Source organism: Acidisoma sp. 7E03, from assembly GCF_054665075.1.
On sequence record NZ_BAAFHE010000009.1, the window covers coordinates 81,434 to 97,808 of the forward strand.

General features: G+C 67.3%; 17 protein-coding genes. 3 read left to right on the top strand and 14 right to left on the bottom strand.

Going from position 1 to position 16,375, the window contains the following annotated elements:
• Positions 1-3: 3 nt before the first annotated feature.
• From ACYQ6W_RS14910 to purD, 9 genes are all read right to left on the bottom strand, one after another.
• Complete coding sequence (locus ACYQ6W_RS14910) at positions 4-948, bottom strand: GGDEF domain-containing protein (protein WP_459676622.1); 945 nt, start codon at positions 946-948, stop codon at positions 4-6.
• Positions 949-1,093: 145 nt separating this feature from the next.
• Positions 1,094-1,996 carry a CopD family protein gene (locus ACYQ6W_RS14915; RefSeq protein WP_459676359.1) on the bottom strand — a complete coding sequence of 301 codons (903 nt, stop codon included), beginning with the start codon at positions 1,994-1,996 and terminating at the stop codon, positions 1,094-1,096.
• 4 nt (positions 1,997-2,000) lie between these two features.
• Positions 2,001-2,363, bottom strand: a complete 363-nt coding sequence (locus ACYQ6W_RS14920; protein WP_459676360.1) for a copper resistance CopC family protein — start codon at positions 2,361-2,363, stop codon at positions 2,001-2,003.
• A gap of 97 nt (positions 2,364-2,460) precedes the next feature.
• Entirely contained in the window at positions 2,461-3,492 is a 1,032-nt protein-coding gene (locus tag ACYQ6W_RS14925) for a histone deacetylase family protein (RefSeq protein WP_459676361.1), read from the bottom strand.
• A 42-nt stretch (positions 3,493-3,534) separates the two neighbouring features.
• A complete protein-coding gene (locus ACYQ6W_RS14930) occupies positions 3,535-4,587 on the bottom strand; it encodes an extracellular solute-binding protein (protein ID WP_459676362.1) in 1,053 nt (350 codons plus the stop codon).
• A gap of 31 nt (positions 4,588-4,618) precedes the next feature.
• Entirely contained in the window at positions 4,619-5,503 is an 885-nt protein-coding gene (locus tag ACYQ6W_RS14935; protein WP_459676364.1) for an ABC transporter permease, read from the bottom strand.
• 2 nt (positions 5,504-5,505) lie between these two features.
• Positions 5,506-6,390: an ABC transporter permease gene (locus tag ACYQ6W_RS14940; RefSeq protein ID WP_459676366.1), complete on the bottom strand. Its 885-nt coding sequence runs from the start codon at positions 6,388-6,390 to the stop codon at positions 5,506-5,508.
• A gap of 7 nt (positions 6,391-6,397) precedes the next feature.
• A complete protein-coding gene (locus tag ACYQ6W_RS14945; RefSeq protein ID WP_459676368.1) occupies positions 6,398-7,459 on the bottom strand; it encodes an ABC transporter ATP-binding protein in 1,062 nt (353 codons plus the stop codon).
• Between the two features lie 117 nt (positions 7,460-7,576).
• Positions 7,577-8,842 (bottom strand): phosphoribosylamine--glycine ligase, encoded by a 1,266-nt coding sequence (gene purD / locus ACYQ6W_RS14950; protein WP_459676370.1) that lies wholly within the window; start codon positions 8,840-8,842, stop codon positions 7,577-7,579.
• An 85-nt stretch (positions 8,843-8,927) separates the two neighbouring features.
• Here purD and xseA point away from each other — a divergent pair, with 85 nt between their 5' ends.
• Both xseA and ACYQ6W_RS14960 read left to right on the top strand, forming a co-directional pair.
• Positions 8,928-10,469 (top strand): exodeoxyribonuclease VII large subunit, encoded by a 1,542-nt coding sequence (xseA, locus tag ACYQ6W_RS14955; protein WP_459676372.1) that lies wholly within the window; start codon positions 8,928-8,930, stop codon positions 10,467-10,469.
• Positions 10,470-10,507: 38 nt separating this feature from the next.
• A complete protein-coding gene (locus ACYQ6W_RS14960) occupies positions 10,508-11,098 on the top strand; it encodes a DNA-3-methyladenine glycosylase family protein (protein WP_459676375.1) in 591 nt (196 codons plus the stop codon).
• Here ACYQ6W_RS14960 and ACYQ6W_RS14965 read toward each other — a convergent pair.
• The 5 genes from ACYQ6W_RS14965 to hisF all read right to left on the bottom strand — a co-directional run bounded on the left by ACYQ6W_RS14965 (position 11,083) and on the right by hisF (position 15,236).
• Entirely contained in the window at positions 11,083-11,583 is a 501-nt protein-coding gene (locus ACYQ6W_RS14965; RefSeq protein WP_459676377.1) for an RES family NAD+ phosphorylase, read from the bottom strand. The two genes, ACYQ6W_RS14960 and ACYQ6W_RS14965, sit on opposite strands and share 16 nt — an antisense overlap.
• A gap of 9 nt (positions 11,584-11,592) precedes the next feature.
• Entirely contained in the window at positions 11,593-12,087 is a 495-nt protein-coding gene (locus ACYQ6W_RS14970; protein ID WP_459676380.1) for an antitoxin Xre/MbcA/ParS toxin-binding domain-containing protein, read from the bottom strand.
• Between the two features lie 72 nt (positions 12,088-12,159).
• Complete coding sequence (locus tag ACYQ6W_RS14975; RefSeq protein ID WP_459676382.1) at positions 12,160-13,983, bottom strand: adenine deaminase; 1,824 nt, start codon at positions 13,981-13,983, stop codon at positions 12,160-12,162.
• The gene (locus ACYQ6W_RS14980) at positions 13,980-14,456 is read right to left on the bottom strand and encodes a phosphoribosyl-ATP diphosphatase (RefSeq protein WP_459676384.1); all 477 of its coding nucleotides are present in this window, start codon (positions 14,454-14,456) and stop codon (positions 13,980-13,982) included. Before ACYQ6W_RS14980 ends, ACYQ6W_RS14975 begins: the two co-directional genes overlap by 4 nt.
• Positions 14,457-14,468: 12 nt before the next feature.
• Positions 14,469-15,236 (bottom strand): imidazole glycerol phosphate synthase subunit HisF, encoded by a 768-nt coding sequence (gene hisF, locus ACYQ6W_RS14985; protein ID WP_459676386.1) that lies wholly within the window; start codon positions 15,234-15,236, stop codon positions 14,469-14,471.
• Between the two features lie 96 nt (positions 15,237-15,332).
• On the opposite strand from hisF, the gene ACYQ6W_RS14990 reads away from it, so the two are divergent.
• Positions 15,333-16,373, top strand: coding sequence for a cation diffusion facilitator family transporter (locus ACYQ6W_RS14990; RefSeq protein WP_459676623.1), 1,041 nt, complete (start codon positions 15,333-15,335; stop codon positions 16,371-16,373).
• Positions 16,374-16,375 lie beyond the last annotated feature (2 nt).

Below are 16,375 nucleotides of genomic sequence, written 5' to 3' on the forward strand. Positions count from 1 at the left end.
GGCTCACCCTTCGCTGAAGCGGACGCGGTTGCGCCCGCCACGCTTCGCATCATAGAGGGCGCGGTCGGCGCGGGCGAGCAGCCCGTCCAGCGTGCGGTCTCCCGGCGCTGCCAGGGCGCCGCCCACGCAGACGCAAACGGGCACGGGAAAGCTGAGCGAGGGCAGGATCAGCGGCCGTTCCGTGACCGCGAGCCGCAGACGTTCGGCGACCGCCGCCGCGGCCTCGGCATCGCAGCCGGGCAGGAGCACGCCGAACTCCTCGCCGCCCAGCCGGGCAAGGTGCTGATCGGCGCTCAGCAGCGCGCCCAGGCGGGTCGCGACCTTCATCAAAGCCTCGTCACCCACCTTGTGGCCGTAGCGGTCGTTGAGGCTCTTGAAATGGTCGATGTCGACCATCAGACCGGCGAGCGGCAGACACCGCTCGGCGAGGAGCGCTTCACCCGCCGCGAGGAAGGAGCGGCGGTTGCCCTGTCCCGTCAGGGAATCCGTGAAGGCGAGGCGCCGCATGTCGTCGGCCAGGGCCTTGCGGTGCGACACGTCGATGTTGAGGTAGACGTAGAAGGCGCCGATGCGGCGGACGTGAAATTCGAAGACCCGCTGCTCGCCATCCTTGCAGGTCAGGCAGCGCTCGATGGGCGCGATGTCGCGGCCGCTCGCTTCCGCCTCCGCCAGCCGTGCGGCCCAATCACGCCGCACCGCGGCGCGCTCCGCCGCATCCGGATAGGCGAGGCGGAACCAGTCTTCGAGATCGGCGATGTCCTCGCGCGTATAGCCCGTCATCTCCGTAAAGCGGGCGTTGACGTAGATCGTATGGTGCCGTGCGTCATCAACCTGCACGCCGATCGGAAGCAGATCGAACACCTCGAAGGCGGAAAGGCCTAGCTCGAAGACTGAGGTCTGCGCGAAGGCATCCGGCTGAGCCTGCGGTTCCTGCACGCCACTCTGCATCGCCACTCACTCTGGGTGGATTGCCCTTGTCCCGGGGAGGGATGCGTTGTCTCTGCACACGCGCTATCGACTATGCGCGGTCATCCCCAAGGCTCGCAAGTAGCCACTGCAAGGAACCTCAGGGTTTCCCTGCGCTGCAGGGGCGCTACATGCTCATGACGGGCGGCAGGCTCGCGAGCAGGCCGGCCGCGAGGATGAGGGCCATCCCGCAGCCGATTTCGATGCCGAGGGTCAGGGCGAAGCCAGTATGGCCGCCCGCGCCGCGCGCGAGCCGCGGCGTCCAGAGAACGCGGTTGGCGGCGGCGAGGCCCAGCAGCACGAGGAAGAGCAGGCCCTTGAGCGCCGCGGTCCAGCCATAGGCAGTGGTCACCAGGGTGTGCCAGTTCTGGATCATCGTCAGCCCCTGGATCAGGGCCGTGACAGCGATGAGCAGGACGGCCACCTGGCCGAGAGAGGAGAAGTGACGCAGCAGCCGGGCGCAGGCCTCCGGCGGCAGCCGCCGCGTCATCCACCACAGCGCGGGCAGGCTGCCGAGCCAGGCGCCGCCGCCAAGCAGATGCAGCACCGAGACGGCGTAGAGTCCCATCTGTCCCATGCTGAAGGCATGCCCGTGGCAGGCCTGCAGCCCCACGGCCAGGGCCGCGGCGAGCAAGGCGAGGGCATCGCCGAAGCCATCGCCGAGGAAGAGGGCGGCCGCCATGAGCGCCAGCGCGCCGACCTGGCCGATGACCACGGCACCGTAACTCGTCCCCGCCAGTACGGTGACGATCGCACCCAGCCAGTCCCGCCAGCCGGCGGCCTCCGCCAGATAGCGCGCGGTGAAGACCAGCCATAGGACGAGCAGGAGGCCGGCGAGGGCCGCCAGCGCCTGGTTGCCGCGTCGCAGCGGCTGGGCCCAACCATCGGCCGCCGGCACGGCGGCAAGCCTGATCAGGGCGCGTAGCGTCGCCGTGCCGAAGACGGTGAGCACCGCGAGGTCGCAGAGCGCCCGCAGCAGAACGAGGCCGATGCCGCCACTGTCGGAAAGATCGAAGTCCGGCACCGGCACGCGGTCAGGCCACCACGGTGAAGCTGTAGCTGCCGTGGGTCTTATGGGTGTCGGTGTCGGTCGCGTGCCAATGCACCGTGTATTTGCCCGGCGCCAGCGGCTTGAGCCCGACGCTCAGGTGGTGCGGATCGGTCTTCGAGACGGTCGCATGGCCCCGGTCCACGCGCCCGCCCTTTGCATCGGTCACCGTGACACCCGTGAAGTGCGGCTCCAACGCATCGTCGAACTCGATCCACAGGCTGGTCGGCGCCGTCTTCATCGTCGCGCCCTTGGCCGGATATTCCTTCTGCGGATAAGCATGGGCGAAGGCCGCGCTTTGGCCGAGCAGGGTCAGCGCCGCGACCGCGGCGAGCATCTGTTTGATCATGATGGGCTGTCCTTTCTGGCCAGGCGCCGCCCAGATGCGGCGCACAGTCCGGCCGGGCCAGACTGTGCGCGCAACCTTGTCACATGGCAAGGTTTACTCAACGCCCTTCGAAGCCGGTCAGCACGTTGACGGCGTTGATGCCGATTTCGGCGACGGCATAGCCGCCCTCCATGACGAAGAGCGTCAGCAGGCCGAGCTGGGCGATACGCGCGCCCATGCGGGTGAAATGGTCGTGGTCGAGCTTGAATTGCGAGATCGGGTCCTTCTGATAGGTGTCGACGCCGAGCGAGACGATCAGCACGTCCGGCGCATAGGCGGCAACGCGGCGGCAGCCGGTCTCCAGCGCCTCCGACCAGCCGCTCCACTCCGTACCCCACGGCAGCGGCAGGTTGAGGTTGTAGCCTTCGCCCGCGCCGGCGCCCGGCTCGTCGGCGAAGCCGAGCAGATAGGGGTATTCCTGGTCGGGTGTCGCATGGATGTTGACCAGCAGAACGTCGTCCCGCCGGTAGAAGATCTGCTGCGTGCCGTTGCCGTGGTGGTAGTCGACGTCGAGGATGGCGACGCGCGCCGCCCCCTGGTCCCGCAGATACTGCGCGGCGATCGCCGCATTGTTGAGAAAGCAATATCCGCCGTAATGGTCCGCCCCCGCATGGTGGCCGGGCGGGCGGCACAGCGAGAAGATGCTGCCCGCACCTTCCGAGATGGCGCGGGCGCCGGTCAAGGCGACATGGGCGGAGGACTCGATCGCCTGCCAGCTCGTCTCGGTGAGCGGCGTGCCGGCGTCGAAGCAATAGTAGGCGAGGCGGCCTTCCAGGGTCTCCGGCACGCGGTCCGTCCGGAATCCGCGGGTGAAGAAGGTGAAGGGAAAGGCGCCACCCTGGCGCCCGAGCTGCTTCCATTCCGCCGCGCCGTCGCGCAGCAGATCGACCATGCCGGGATCATGGATGCGGGTCAGATGATCGGGGGAGAAGGACAGCGGCGGCCGCACCGTGCCCAGGCCGACCTCCTTCGCGCGGGCCAGGATGATTTCGGCGCGCTCGGGCTTTTCGAAGGCCGGCACGAATTCGCCGGAATTGAGTTCGCCCGGGCTCACATGCAGCGCATGGTCAGGCGAGAAGACGACGTCCATGAAAAACTCCCCCCGGAATGAAATCCCGGGGGGAGTTCTCGGTTATTTCCGGATGAGCGTCCAGATGCGGTCGAAGTCCTTGGTCGCCTTCGCGTCGCAACCCGGCGAGAAAACGATCTTGTAGTCTGCCGGCGGATTGAATTCAGGTGCGGCGGCCATCTTCGGGTCGAGGAACTTGTTCGAGCCGGCAACGCCGTTCTGGTAGCCTGCGAAGTTGCTCTCGATCGCGGCGTTCTCGGGGTCCATCATGAAGTTGATGAACTTCTTCGCGTTCTCCACGTCCGGCGCACCGGCGGGAACGGCGAGATTGTCCATCCAGCCAGTGCCGCCTTCCTTGGCATAGACGTATTTGAGCGAGGGCTTGGCGAAGCGCGCACGCATCGCGTCACCCGACCACTGCTCGCTCATCGTCACTTCGCCCGCGGAGAGGCGATCGATGATGCCGTCGGAGTTGTAGAGCTTCACGAAAGGCTTCTGCGCTTCGAGAAGGGCCAGCGTCTCCTTCAGATGCGCCGGGTTCGTGTCGCAGGGGGGGTAGCCGAGATAGATGAAAGCGAGGCCGATGACTTCGCTCGGCGAGCCGAACATGCCGACCTGGCCCTTGAAGACCGCCGGCGGCTTGAAGAGGGTGGCGAGGCTGTCCACCGGCTGCGGATAGACCTTGGTGTCATAGGTGAAGGAGGTGGTGCCCCACTGCCAGGGGATGGTGTATTCGGCGCTCGGGTCCCAGTCGCGATGCTGCCAGCGGGCATCGAGATTGTGGAAGTTCGGCATCGTGCTCGCGTCGATCTTCTGCAGCAGGTTCTGCTGGACAAAGATCTTCACGAAGTCATTGGAGACGATGACGAGATCGTAGCCCGTGGTGCCGGCCTTCAGCTTGGCGAGCAGGGTCTCGTTCGAATCATAGGTGTCGAGCGTGACCTTGATGCCGGTTTCCTTGGTGAATTTCTTCAGCAGGTCGGGCGCGGTGTAGTCCGTCCAGTTGAAGATGTGCAGAACCCCGGCATCGGCGGCCTGCGCGGGCTGGGCCAGGGGTGCGGCCGCAATGGTCGCGACCCCCAGGCCCAGGGCCATCAGGGTGGTCTTGAAACTCATGGGAACGTTCCTCCGCTTCGGATGGTGGGGTTCAGGTGGTCGCCGTGGCCGGCGTGGTCGCGGGGGCGGTTCCCCCCGCAGCGGCACCGGCCTCGTTCGGACGGCTGATGAGGAAGGCGACGAGGGCAAGCGCCGCCGAGATCACCAGCAGGATGGTCGAAATCGCATTCACTTCCGGCGTCACGCCGAGGCGCATCATGCCGTAGACGTAGACGGGCAGGGTGGTGGTGCCGGCGCTGCTCACCATGAAGCTGATGAGGAAGTCGTCCAGCGAGGTGACGAAGGCGAGGATGGCACCCGCCATGATGCCCGGCACCATGAGCGGCAGGGTGATGCGGCGGAAGATGCGCCATTCACTGCCATAGAGATCGCGCCCGGCATCTTCGTACATCGTCCCGATCGTATTGAGCCGCGCCTGGATGGGCAGCATGGCGAAGGGAATGCAGAAGACCGTGTGCGCCAGCACCAGGTTCAGCACGCCATAGTGGAAGCCGATCGAGGAGAAGAAGATCAGCGTCGTGATGGCGGTGACGATTTCCGGCACCACCAGCGGCATCATCACCAGGCTGGTCGCAGCACCTTCGCCCTTGAAGCGGCCGCCGCGCTCGAAGCCGAGAGCAGCGGCGATCGCGATCACCGTGGAGCAGATCGTCGCCAGCACGCCGACGAGCACCGAGATCCAGGCGGCATGCCGGATGTCGCCGTTGTTCGCGACGCGCACGAACCAGTGGAAGCTGAAGCCGGTCCAGACCGTCACGAAGCGATTGGCGTTGAAGGAATAGACGACGAGGATGACGAGCGGCAGGTAGAGGAAGGCCATCACCAAAGCGGTGAAGGGGCCGAAGCCGGGATTGCGCCGCCAATCGAAGGGACGGATCTTGCGGCGTGCGGCCGTGGGCATCGGGGTGCTCGCCATGATCACGCTGCCTGCGCCGCTGCGGCGCGCTTGGTTCGCCACCTCTGCCAGGCGAGCGACAGGATGACGGCGAAGGTCACCAGCATCGACAGCGCGGCACCGAAGGGCCAGTTGCGGGAAGAGGTGAACTGCATTTCGATCAGGCTACCGATGAGCAGCTGCTTGCCGCCGCCCAGCAGGTCCGGCTGCAGGAAGGAGCCGAGGGCGGGCGCGAAGACCAGCACCGTGCCGGCGGCGATACCGGGTTTGGTGAGCGGCCAGATGACGCGGCGGAAGAGTTCGAAGCGGCTGGCGTAGAGATCATACGCCGCCTCGATCAGACGCGGGTCGAGCCGCTCGAGCGTCGCATAGATCGGCAGAACCATGAAGGGCAGGAAGGTATAGACCAGGCCCAGCAGAATGGAGCCCTGGTTGTAGAGCAGCGGCAGCGGGTGGGAGATGAAGCCGAGCCAGCCGAAGAATTTGTTGGCCAGGCCCTCGTCGCGCAGGATGAGGATCCAGCAATAGGTGCGGATTAGGGTGTTGATCCAGAAGGGCAGGGAGACCAGCGTCAGCAGGATCTTCCGCCGCCCGGGCGACTGGCAGACGATGTACCAGGCGACGGGAAAGCCGATCGCGAGGCTCAGCACCGTCGTTGCCAGCGCAAGGTAGATCGAGCGGAAGGCGATGACGAGATAGTCGGGCATGAAGACCAGGCTGCCGTCGAAATCCTGGTCGAAGACCATCTGCACATAGGCAGCGAAGGTCAGCGGGGCCTGCACACCCCCATAGGGGTTTGCGGACATGAAGGAATAGACGAGGGAAATCAGAAGCGGGATGGCGCCGAAGATGAAGATGACGAGAACCGCAGGCAGGATCAGCCAGTAAGCCGAGCGTTTTTTCAGCATGATGGCGTCAGTCCACCAGTTCGCGTTCGGCTTCCGTGGTCCAGCTCAGCCCGACCGTCGTGCCGGGGGCTAGCTTGGCGGCGCCGCGGATGCGGGCGCGGACCCGGCCGCCGGGGATCGCGATTTCCATCAGCGTGTCGGAGCCGAGGAAGGTTGCCGTCTCCACGGTTCCGGTCACGCGCGGGGTCTCGCCCGGTGGCGTCAAGGCGACGCGCTCGGGGCGAATGGCGATGACCACGGAGGGCGAGCGGCCGAGCGCTTCGCCGGGAATGAGATTGGCTTCGCCAATGAAGTCCGCGACGAAGCGATTGGTCGGATCATCGTAGATCGCCTCGGGCGTGCCGATCTGCTGCACGCGGCCGGTGTTCATGACGGCGATGCGGTCCGACATCGCGAGCGCCTCTTCCTGGTCATGCGTGACGAGGACGAAGGTGATGCCGGTCTCGCGTTGAAGGCGCTTCAGTTCGAACTGCATTTCCTTGCGCAGCTTGAGATCGAGCGCAGAGAGCGGCTCGTCGAGCAGCAGCACTTGCGGCCGGGGGGCGAGAGCGCGGGCGAGGGCGACACGCTGCTGCTGACCGCCTGAAAGCTGCGCCGGCTTGCGGCTGGAGAAATGCGCGAGCTTCACGAGAGACAGCGTCTCCTGCACGCGGGCGGTGATGTCTGCCTTCTTCCAGCCCAGCATTTCGAGGCCGAAGGCTACGTTTTGTGCAACCGTCAGATGGGGGAAGAGCGCGTAGTTCTGGAACACCATGTTGACCGGGCGCTCGCGCGGCGGCAGCGGCGCTACGTCTTTGCCGTTGAGGCGGATTTCGCCGACGGTCGGATGTTCAAAGCCCGCGATCATGCGCAGCAGCGTGGTCTTGCCGCAGCCCGAGGGGCCGAGAAGGGTGAAGAACTCCTTCTCCTCGATATTGATGTTGATGGCTTCGAGAGCCCGGTGTCCGGTGGCGGGGTCTCCGAAGATCTTTTCCACACCGGCAACTTCGATGAGATGCCGGATGGGGGAAGCTGGTGGTGCGCCTTGGGCGATCGTTTGATGATTCTCGATCAGCACGTCGGACGGCATCAAAGAAACTCCCCCTCTAAGGAATGTGATCAGTTTTCATGGCGGAGGGGAACAATGCAAGTGTTTTGCCACCTGAAATCGACGATCAGCGGCAGAAGAAATTTTCCCTCAACCGTCTCATATGAACTGTCCACCAATATCGCGCCGGCAGAAACCCTCGGGCCAGTCTATCTTATCGACCGCCGCATAAGCACGATTTCTGGCGACGCTGAGTGAAGAGCCGGTGGCATTGACGACGAGTACACGCCCGCCCTCGGCCAGGATCGCCCCGTCCTGCTGCCGCGTGCCGGCATGGAAGACGGTGACGGCTTCTTCTGCCGCAGCCTTGTCCAGACCACCGATCCGCGTGCCGCGAAGGTAGGCACCGGGATAGCCCTGCGCCGCCATGACGACCGAGACGGAGGCCTGGGCGCGCCAGCGCAGCGGCACATGCGCGAGACCGCCCTCGCAGGCGGCGACGAGCGCCGGCACGATGTCACTGTCGAGCAGCGGCAGCAGCGTCTCGGCTTCGGGATCGCCGAAGCGGACGTTGTATTCGATGAGCTTCGGCCCATCGGCGGTCAGCATCAGACCGGCAAAGAGAATGCCGCGGAAGGGCATGTCGCGGCGCGCCATCTCGGCGAGGGTCGGACGGATGATGCTCTCCATCACCAGGTCCCGCGTCTCGTGCGTGAAGCCGGGCGGCGGCGCGATGGCGCCCATGCCACCGGTGTTCGGGCCGGTGTCGCCGTCCCCCACGCGCTTATGGTCCCGCGCGGCGCCGAGAAAGACCGCCTCGGTCCCGTCGCAGAGCGCGAAGACGGACACCTCCGGCCCTTCCATGAATTCCTCGATGACGACGCGGGCCCCGGCGACGCCGAAGGCACCGTCGCGCAGGCAGGCGATGACGGCGGCCTCCGCCTCCGCCTCGGTCTGCGCCACCACCACCCCCTTGCCGGCGGCAAGCCCGTCGGCCTTGACGACGATGGGGGCGCCGCGGCGCCGCACGAAGTCGAGCGCATGGTGCGAATCGGTGAAGGCTTCCCAGCGCGCCGTCGGGATGCCGGCGGCATCCGCGACTTCCTTCGTGAACTGCTTGCTGCCTTCGAGCTGGGCGGCTGCCTTGGAGGGACCGCAGCAGCGGATGCCGCGTTCGGCCAGCAGATCGGCGATGCCGGCGACGAGCGGGGCTTCCGGCCCGGGCACCACGAGATCGATCTGGTTGGAGGCGGCGAAGCTCGCCAGCGCCTCCACCTCGGTCACCGGGATCGGCACCAGCTCGGCGAGCGGCGCGATGCCGGGGTTGCCAGGGGCGCAGAAGAGTTTCGTCACCAGCGGGCTCTTCGCGATCGCCTGCACCAGGGCGTGTTCCCGCCCACCGCTGCCAATCACCAGAACCCGCATCGTCTCTCCTTCGCCCAGGCGTCCGGGCCGTGACCTTCAAGTGCAGGCGGCTCTAGCATAGTCTGCGGTCATGGCCACGAGCGACATGACCCAGACCAGCAATATCCCCGAATATTCGGTGGGCGAGATTTCGGCGGCGGTGAAGCGCACGCTGGAAGGCGCCTTCGGCCGCGTGCGGGTGCGCGGTGAAATCACCGAGCTGAAGCGCTACGCCTCCGGCCACATCTATTTTTCGCTCAAGGACGAGCAGGGCAAGATCGCCGGCATCATCTGGAAGTCTGCGGTTTCGCGGCTCGGCCTGGTACCGGAGAACGGGGTCGAGGTCATCGCGACGGGCCGGGTGACCGCCTATGGCGAGCGGTCGAGTTATCAGCTCATCGTCGAGCGGATGGAATATGCCGGCGCCGGCGCCCTGCTCGCGAAGATCGAAATGCTGCGGGTGAAACTTGCCGAGGAGGGGCTTTTCGCGCCCGAGCGCAAGCGGCCCATTCCGCTGCTGCCGCGGGTCATCGGCCTCGTCACCTCGGAACAGGGGGCGGTGCTGCACGACATCCGCACCACCGTCGCACGTCGCTTTCCGCGCGACCTGCTGCTGTGGCCCGTGCCGGTGCAGGGGGAGGGCGCGACCCTGCGGATTGCCGCTGCGATTCGCGGCTTCTCGGCGCTCGCCGCCGATGGGCCAATTCCTCGCCCGGACGTGCTGATCGTCGCCCGTGGCGGCGGCAGCCTGGAAGACCTGATGGCCTTCAACGAAGAGGTGGTGCTGCGGGCGGCGGCCGACTGCACGATCCCGCTGATCTCGGCCGTGGGGCACGAGACGGATACGACGCTGATCGACTTCGTCTCGGACCGCCGGGCGCCGACGCCAACGGCGGCGGCCGAAATGGCGGTGCCGGCGCGGCTCGAGCTGCTGGGCGACGTGACGCAGAAAGGCGGGCGCCTCGCAGCCGCCATCGCGCGGCTGACGGGCGAGGGGCGGCTGCGCCTGACCGGCGCGGCGCGCGGCCTTCCCGATGTCGGAGCGCTGCTGGGTCAGGCGCGCATCCGGCTGGACGATCGCGGTGAGCGGCTGCGCAATGCGCCGCAAACCTTGCTCGCCATGCGCCGCGCGGAATGGCGGCACGCCTCGGAACGTCTGCCCGCGCCGCGCGCCTGGCTGGACGGGCTCAAGAGCCGGATCGTGGAAGAAGGCCGCCGGCTCGCGCTCGGGCTGCCGCAGCTCGTGGCGCTCCGCCGCACGGCGCTGACCCTCTCCGCGCAAGGCCTGCCCAGCGGCCTCCGCCATCGCGTCGCGGTCGCCCGGCAGCAGGAGGCGCGGATCAGCGCCCGCCTGTCCGCGGCGCCGGTTCAGGCCGGCCACCGCGAGGCGCGCGCCCGGCTGGAGGGGCTCTCCGCCCGGCTGCACGCCGTCTCCTACCAGGCGGTGCTGGAGCGCGGCTTCGCCCTGGTGTCGGATGAGGCCGGCCATCCCGTCACCCGGGCGGCTAGCCTCAGCGAGGGCGAGGCGCTGTCCCTCCGCTTCGCCGATGGCGCGGTGGGCGTCACCACCGGCCACGGACCCGCGTCGAAATCCGCCGACAAGGCGCCACGGCCGCGTCGCGCGCCGGTGCAGGGTTCTCTGCTCTGACCGCGGCTACACGCCATCTGGCGGCGGTCGATCCGGCGATGGGGGCGCTCATCCGCCGCGTCGGCCCTTGCCGCCTGACCGTGACGAAGGATCGCGAACCCTTCGAATCGCTGCTGCGCGCCATCGCGCACCAGCAGCTTCATGGCCGCGCGGCCGCCGCCATCCTGGCGCGCTTCGAGGAGCTGTTTCCGGGCGAGGGATTTCCGAGCCCGGCGCAGGTCCTGGCAACGGATACGGCGACCTTGCGCGCCTGCGGCTGGTCCGCCGGCAAGATCGCGGCCATCCAGGATCTCTGCGTCAAGACGGTGGAGGGGATCGTGCCCAGCCGGCGGGCCGCGGCCCGCATGAGCGACGCCGTTCTGATCGAGCGGTTGACCGCGGTGCGCGGCATCGGGCGCTGGACGGTGGAGATGCTGCTGATGCACAGCCTGGGCCGGCCCGACATCCTCCCCGTCGATGATTTCGGCGTGCGCGAAGGCTATCGACGGCTGCATGGGCTGGAGGTGCAGCCGAAACCCCGCGCCCTGGCGCTCGCCGGCGAAATCTGGTCGCCCTATCGGAGCACCGCCGCCTGGTATCTGTGGCGCGCAGCGGAGGCGGGGAAGGACGTCGTCTATACCGCCGGCTGAGCGGGTGCCGGCCGCAGGCGGGGGTCATAGAGCCAGCGGCGGCGCTTGACCGCGCGCAGCATGCGTGCATCCGGATGGCGTGGGTTGATCAGCACGTTCACTTCCTCGGCGATTAGGGCGCAAGGCAGGAGGCAGAGGGCGCTCTCGCCGTGCCGCAGCCAGTCTGCCCCGAAGGAGATGCTTGCACGGCCGGCCGGCTGCGCATCCCAACCGACAGCCAGCGTCTCCGCGGTCTCTCGTCGCGCGCGCTGCCAGACCGCATCCGGCACGATGATTTCGATAAGGTAACGGTTGAAAGGTAGCCCGCCGGCATTCAGGTGCACGATGGTCTCGAGGCAGGCGAGCGCCCGAGTCGCCGAGGCATAGACCGCCGGAAGGCCCGGCGGGTTCCACCGCCCGCCGCACCGGTTGGCCCCGCGGCCGGAGAGGTCGTCCGCCGCATAGGCCGGGGTTTCGGCGGCGATGCGCCAGAGGCTATGGGTCATCGCCCGCACTCAGGCGTAGGCACCGCCTTCGATCTGGGCGAGGGCTTGGGAAACCAGGGCTTGGCCTTCCATCGTATCGAGAAGCTCGGCGGGACGACGGTGGCCGAGCGCCGGCAGCGGTTCCAGCAGCCACCGCCCGAGCCAGGCATGGGCATCGAAGCTGTCGGTCTGATCGCCCAGCATGGCTTCCACCTGGCCTATCATACGGCCCAGGCCCAGCACCCGTTCGCTTTCGTCCGGCGCCAGCTTTTCCCCGGCCTTGGCCTTCTTGTTCACGGTGGCGATGGGCAGGCTCAGCGCCCGCAAGCCGGTGTCCTGGCTGATGCCGAGGTCATCCAGCAGGGCCTTCGCGTCCGCGGCCCCGAGCCCGGCCCGGGCTGCCGCGATGCGGGCCAGCGGGTCTGCCAGGTGCAGCGAGAGATAGGGGCTGGCCGCGCGGCTCGAAAAACCGGCCTCCGCGCCATGAAGGGGATGCTGCGCTTCCGCGAAGTGAAAACCGCTCATGATCGAGTGCTCCTTTAGGCATTTTATATACCCAGAAGAGCATTCGATGCAACAGTGGAATCAATTTGCCCGTCAGACGTTCGCGCCGGCCCGGGCCGGTTCGAAGAGCGGCGCGATGTCCATCCCCGGCACCGTGACCAAGCCCTTGTCGGTCAGCCGGATCTCGGGAATGACGGCGAGCGGCACGAGGTTGAAGCCCATGAAGGGCAGGGTGCAGCCAAGATCGGTCCAGGCGGCTTTCAGGGCCGCCGCTTCCTCCGCGACCGTGCCGAGGCGCTTGTCGGAGAGGAGCCCGGCGATCGGCAGATCCACCTTGGCGACGACCTTGCCGTCTTTCACCACCACGATGCCGCCCTGGCTCTCGCGGATCGCAGCCAGCGCCACCTGCATGTCGGCTTCGGTGCGGCCGGCGACGATGATGTTGTGCGCGTCGTGGCCGACGGAGGAAGCGACGGCGCCGCTCCTCAGCCCGAAATCCTTGAGCAGACCAAACCCGACATTGCCGGCGGACTTGCCGTGCCGCTCGATGACCGCGGCGAAGCAGAGGCCGTGCCGGTCGAGCTGCGCCGGCCAGTCGCCATCGGCGGGGTTCAGCTGCACCTGCTCATGGATCAGCACGATGCCGGGCAGTTCGGTGCGGATGACATTGGCCGTCACCGGCTCGGTGGGCAGCGCCGGGGTCAGGGTCAGCCCGTCGGGCACGGTCACCGTCTCATAGGCACGCTTCGGATAGCGGTAGCGGCCGCTTTCGAATTGTTCGTCGAAAGCTGAGGTGACCTTGCGCTGATCGACGGCGAGCACGCCGCCATACCAGGTGCTCTGCGGCACGAGATCGTCGTTGAGCAGCACGATGTCGGCGCGGCGGCTATGGCCGAGGGCGCCGAATTCGCCATCCATGCCGTAGCGGGTCGCGCCATGCAGCGAGCCCATCGACCAGGCGACTTCGCGCGAAACGCCGGCGCGCACCGCTTCCCGCGCCACCCAGTCGAGGCCGAACATCGCGAGATCGTCCGCCTCGCGGTCGTCCGTGCAGATGCAGACGCGCTTGGCATTGGCGCCGAGTTCCGTCACGGCCTTGATGGCCTGCGGCAGGGAATGCCAGGGCGTGGTGGGCGGCCCGCCGCGCAGGAAGACCCAGAGGCCGGCTTCGAGGAAGTCGTTGGCGATTTCGCGGTCGATCGCCTCATGCGTATCGGTCACGCCGCTTGCCGCATAGGCCGCGACGAATTCCCGCCCATAGCAATGGCCGCTCACCGGCCGGCCGCGCTTCAGCGCTTCGGCGATGATGGCGTGGCTGCGCTCGTCGCCCATGGCGACGTGGACGAAGTCCATCTTCTCGCCGAGTGCAACCGCTTCGGGCCATGCATCGAAAATCGCACCGATCTTCTCGGGCGTCAGGTCGCCGCCCGCCGTCTCATGCTCGGGAGAGGTCGCGGGCACCGTGGAGGGCACGGTGAGGAAGATATTGAGCGGTGCGGCGCGCGCATCCTCCAGCATCCATTCGACGCCGTCCCGATCCAGCACGTTGCCGATTTCATGGCTATCGCAGAAGATCGTCGTTGTGCCGTTGAGCAGCGCGGCTTCGGCATAGGCGCAGGCCGTGATCAGGCTGCTTTCGATGTGGATGTGGCTGTCCACCAGACCGGGGGCGATGATGCCGCCTTGCGCGTCGTAGATCGCCGCACCCTCGCCGCGCCAGGAGCCCGCGGGCTTCACCGCGGCGATGCGGCCACGGGAAATCCACACCTCCCGGCCCGGGATAATGCGTTCGGAATAGGTCGAGAGAATCCGCGCGTCGCGGATGACCAGATCGGGCGCCGCTCGTCCGTGCGCCACCGCCGCCAGATGCCGGGTGACGGAGGACAGGGGCGGCACGGAAAAGCGGGTGATGGTCATGGGATCTTCTTCGTCTCCACCGATTGAGAAACACGCAGCCGCTGCAGGCGGGAGGCCTTTTCGGCGATGCCGCTGACGCCTTCCCGGCGGGTCAGCTCGGCCCAGACCTCTTCAGGCCGGACCCCGGCATCCACCCAGAGAACGAGCAGATGATACAGCACGTCCGCGCTTTCCGCGACGAGCGCCGGCTTGCTTTGGCCGCTGACGGCCTCGATCAGGCATTCCACCGCCTCTTCGCCGAACTTCTGCGCGATCTTCGCGGTGCCGCGAGACATTAGCCGGGCGGAATGGCTGACGCTCGGGTCCGCATCGCGCCGGCTCTCGATCGTCTCCCACAGCCGGTCCAGCACGCCGGCATCGTGCCCGGTCGCGGGCGGGGCCGCTTTTGCCCCAGCCGCATTGGCGACGCTCTTCTTGCCGGCGACTTTCTTCGCGGGCTTGGCGGCCCGATCGGCCTTCGCGGTTTTGGGCATAGGCAGACGTCCTCAGAGGCCGCGCGGCAGGCGCACGGGAAGCTGTGCCGCGGCCAGCGCGGCTTTGACTTCGGCGATCTTGAACTGGCCGAAATGGAAGACGCTGGCGGCGAGCAGGCCGGTTGCCCCCGCCTGCGCGCCTTCGACGAAATGGCGGAGCGACCCGACGCCGCCGGAGGCGACGACCGGGATCGTCACCGAACTGCAGACGGCCCGTAGCAGGTCGAGGTCGAAGCCGCGGCCCGTGCCGTCCCGGTCCATACTGGTCAGCAGGATTTCGCCCGCGCCCATCACCGCCATGCGCTGGCACCAGGCAACCGCATCGAGACCGGTCGGGGTACGCCCGCCATGGCTGTATACCTCCCAGCGGCCGGGACCATTGGTCCGCGCATCCACCGCCACGACGACGCATTGGTTGCCGAACTTCTCGGCCGCTTCCGAGACGAGTTCCGGCCGGGCGATGGCCGCCGAATTGATGCTGCACTTGTCCGCCCCGGCCAGCAGCAGGCGCCGCATGTCGGCCGTCGAGCGGATGCCGCCGCCCACCGTCAGCGGCAGGAAGATGCGCTCGGCGGTCTTGGCCACGACGTCGAGGATCGTATCGCGGTTTTCATGGCTTGCGGTAATGTCGAGGAAGGTGAGCTCGTCGGCGCCCGCGGCGTCATAGAGCGCCGCCTGCTCCACAGGGTCCCCTGCATCACGAAGAGAGACGAAATTGACACCCTTGACGACCCGGCCGTCCTTGACGTCCAGGCAGGGAATGACGCGGAGCTTCAGCATGGGAGGAGATGTCTCATGGGGCCCGTGTTTTGGGCAAGCTCGGCTTTCCGTGCAAGATAAAGCCGCGGCAAGAAGGAGGCGGGTGCGATGAGCGGCATGCAGGGGCACCACGGTCACGACCATGACGACCACGACCATGATCACGACCACCATGATCACGACCACCATGATCACGACCACCATGACCACGGCCATGAGGGCCATGACCACCACGGGCATGATCACGGCCATTCCCATGGCGGCATGGGCCATGTGCATGCACCGGCGAATTTCGGCCGCGCCTTCCTGATCGGCATCGTCCTCAACGTCGGCTTCGTGGTGGCGGAGGTGGTTTACGGCATCATCGGCGGTTCGATGGCGCTGCTGGCCGACGGCGCGCACAATCTGACGGATGTGCTGGGCTTGGCCGCCGCGTGGCTGGCGAGCGTGCTGGCGCGCCGGCCGCCCAGTGGGCGCTATACCTATGGCCTCGGCCGCTCGACGATTCTCGCCGCCCTGCTCAATGCCGGCCTGCTGCTGCTCGCGACCGGGGCGATCCTGGCGGAGGCCGTGCAGCGCCTGATCACGCCCGAGAAGGTGGCCGGCCTCACCGTCATCATCGTCGCCTGCATCGGCATCGCCATCAACGGCGTGACGGCCTGGCTCTTCGCCTCCGGCTCCAAGGGCGACCTCAACATCCGCGGCGCCTTCCAGCACATGCTGGCCGATGCCCTGGTCTCCGTCGGCGTCGTGGTAGCCGCCGTCCTCATCATGGCCACGGGATGGAACCGGATCGATCCGCTGGTCTCCATCGTCATCGCCGTCGTCATCGTCGCCGGCACCTGGGGCCTGCTGCGGCAGTCCGTCAACATGTCGATGGACGCCGTGCCGGAGGGCGTGGATGCGCCGGCGGTGCGCCGCTATCTCGAAGCGCTGCCCGGGGTAAGCGAGGTGCACGACCTGCACATCTGGGCCATGAGCACGACCGAGACGGCGCTGACCGGCCATCTGGTGATGCCCGGCCGGCACCCTGGGGATGCCTTCTTGCGCGAAACATGCGAGCATCTGCAGCAGCGCTTCCGCATCGGCCATTCCACCCTGCAAATCGAGATCGATGGGACGGTCGCCTGTCGCCTGGCCCCTGCGGACGTGATCTAGCC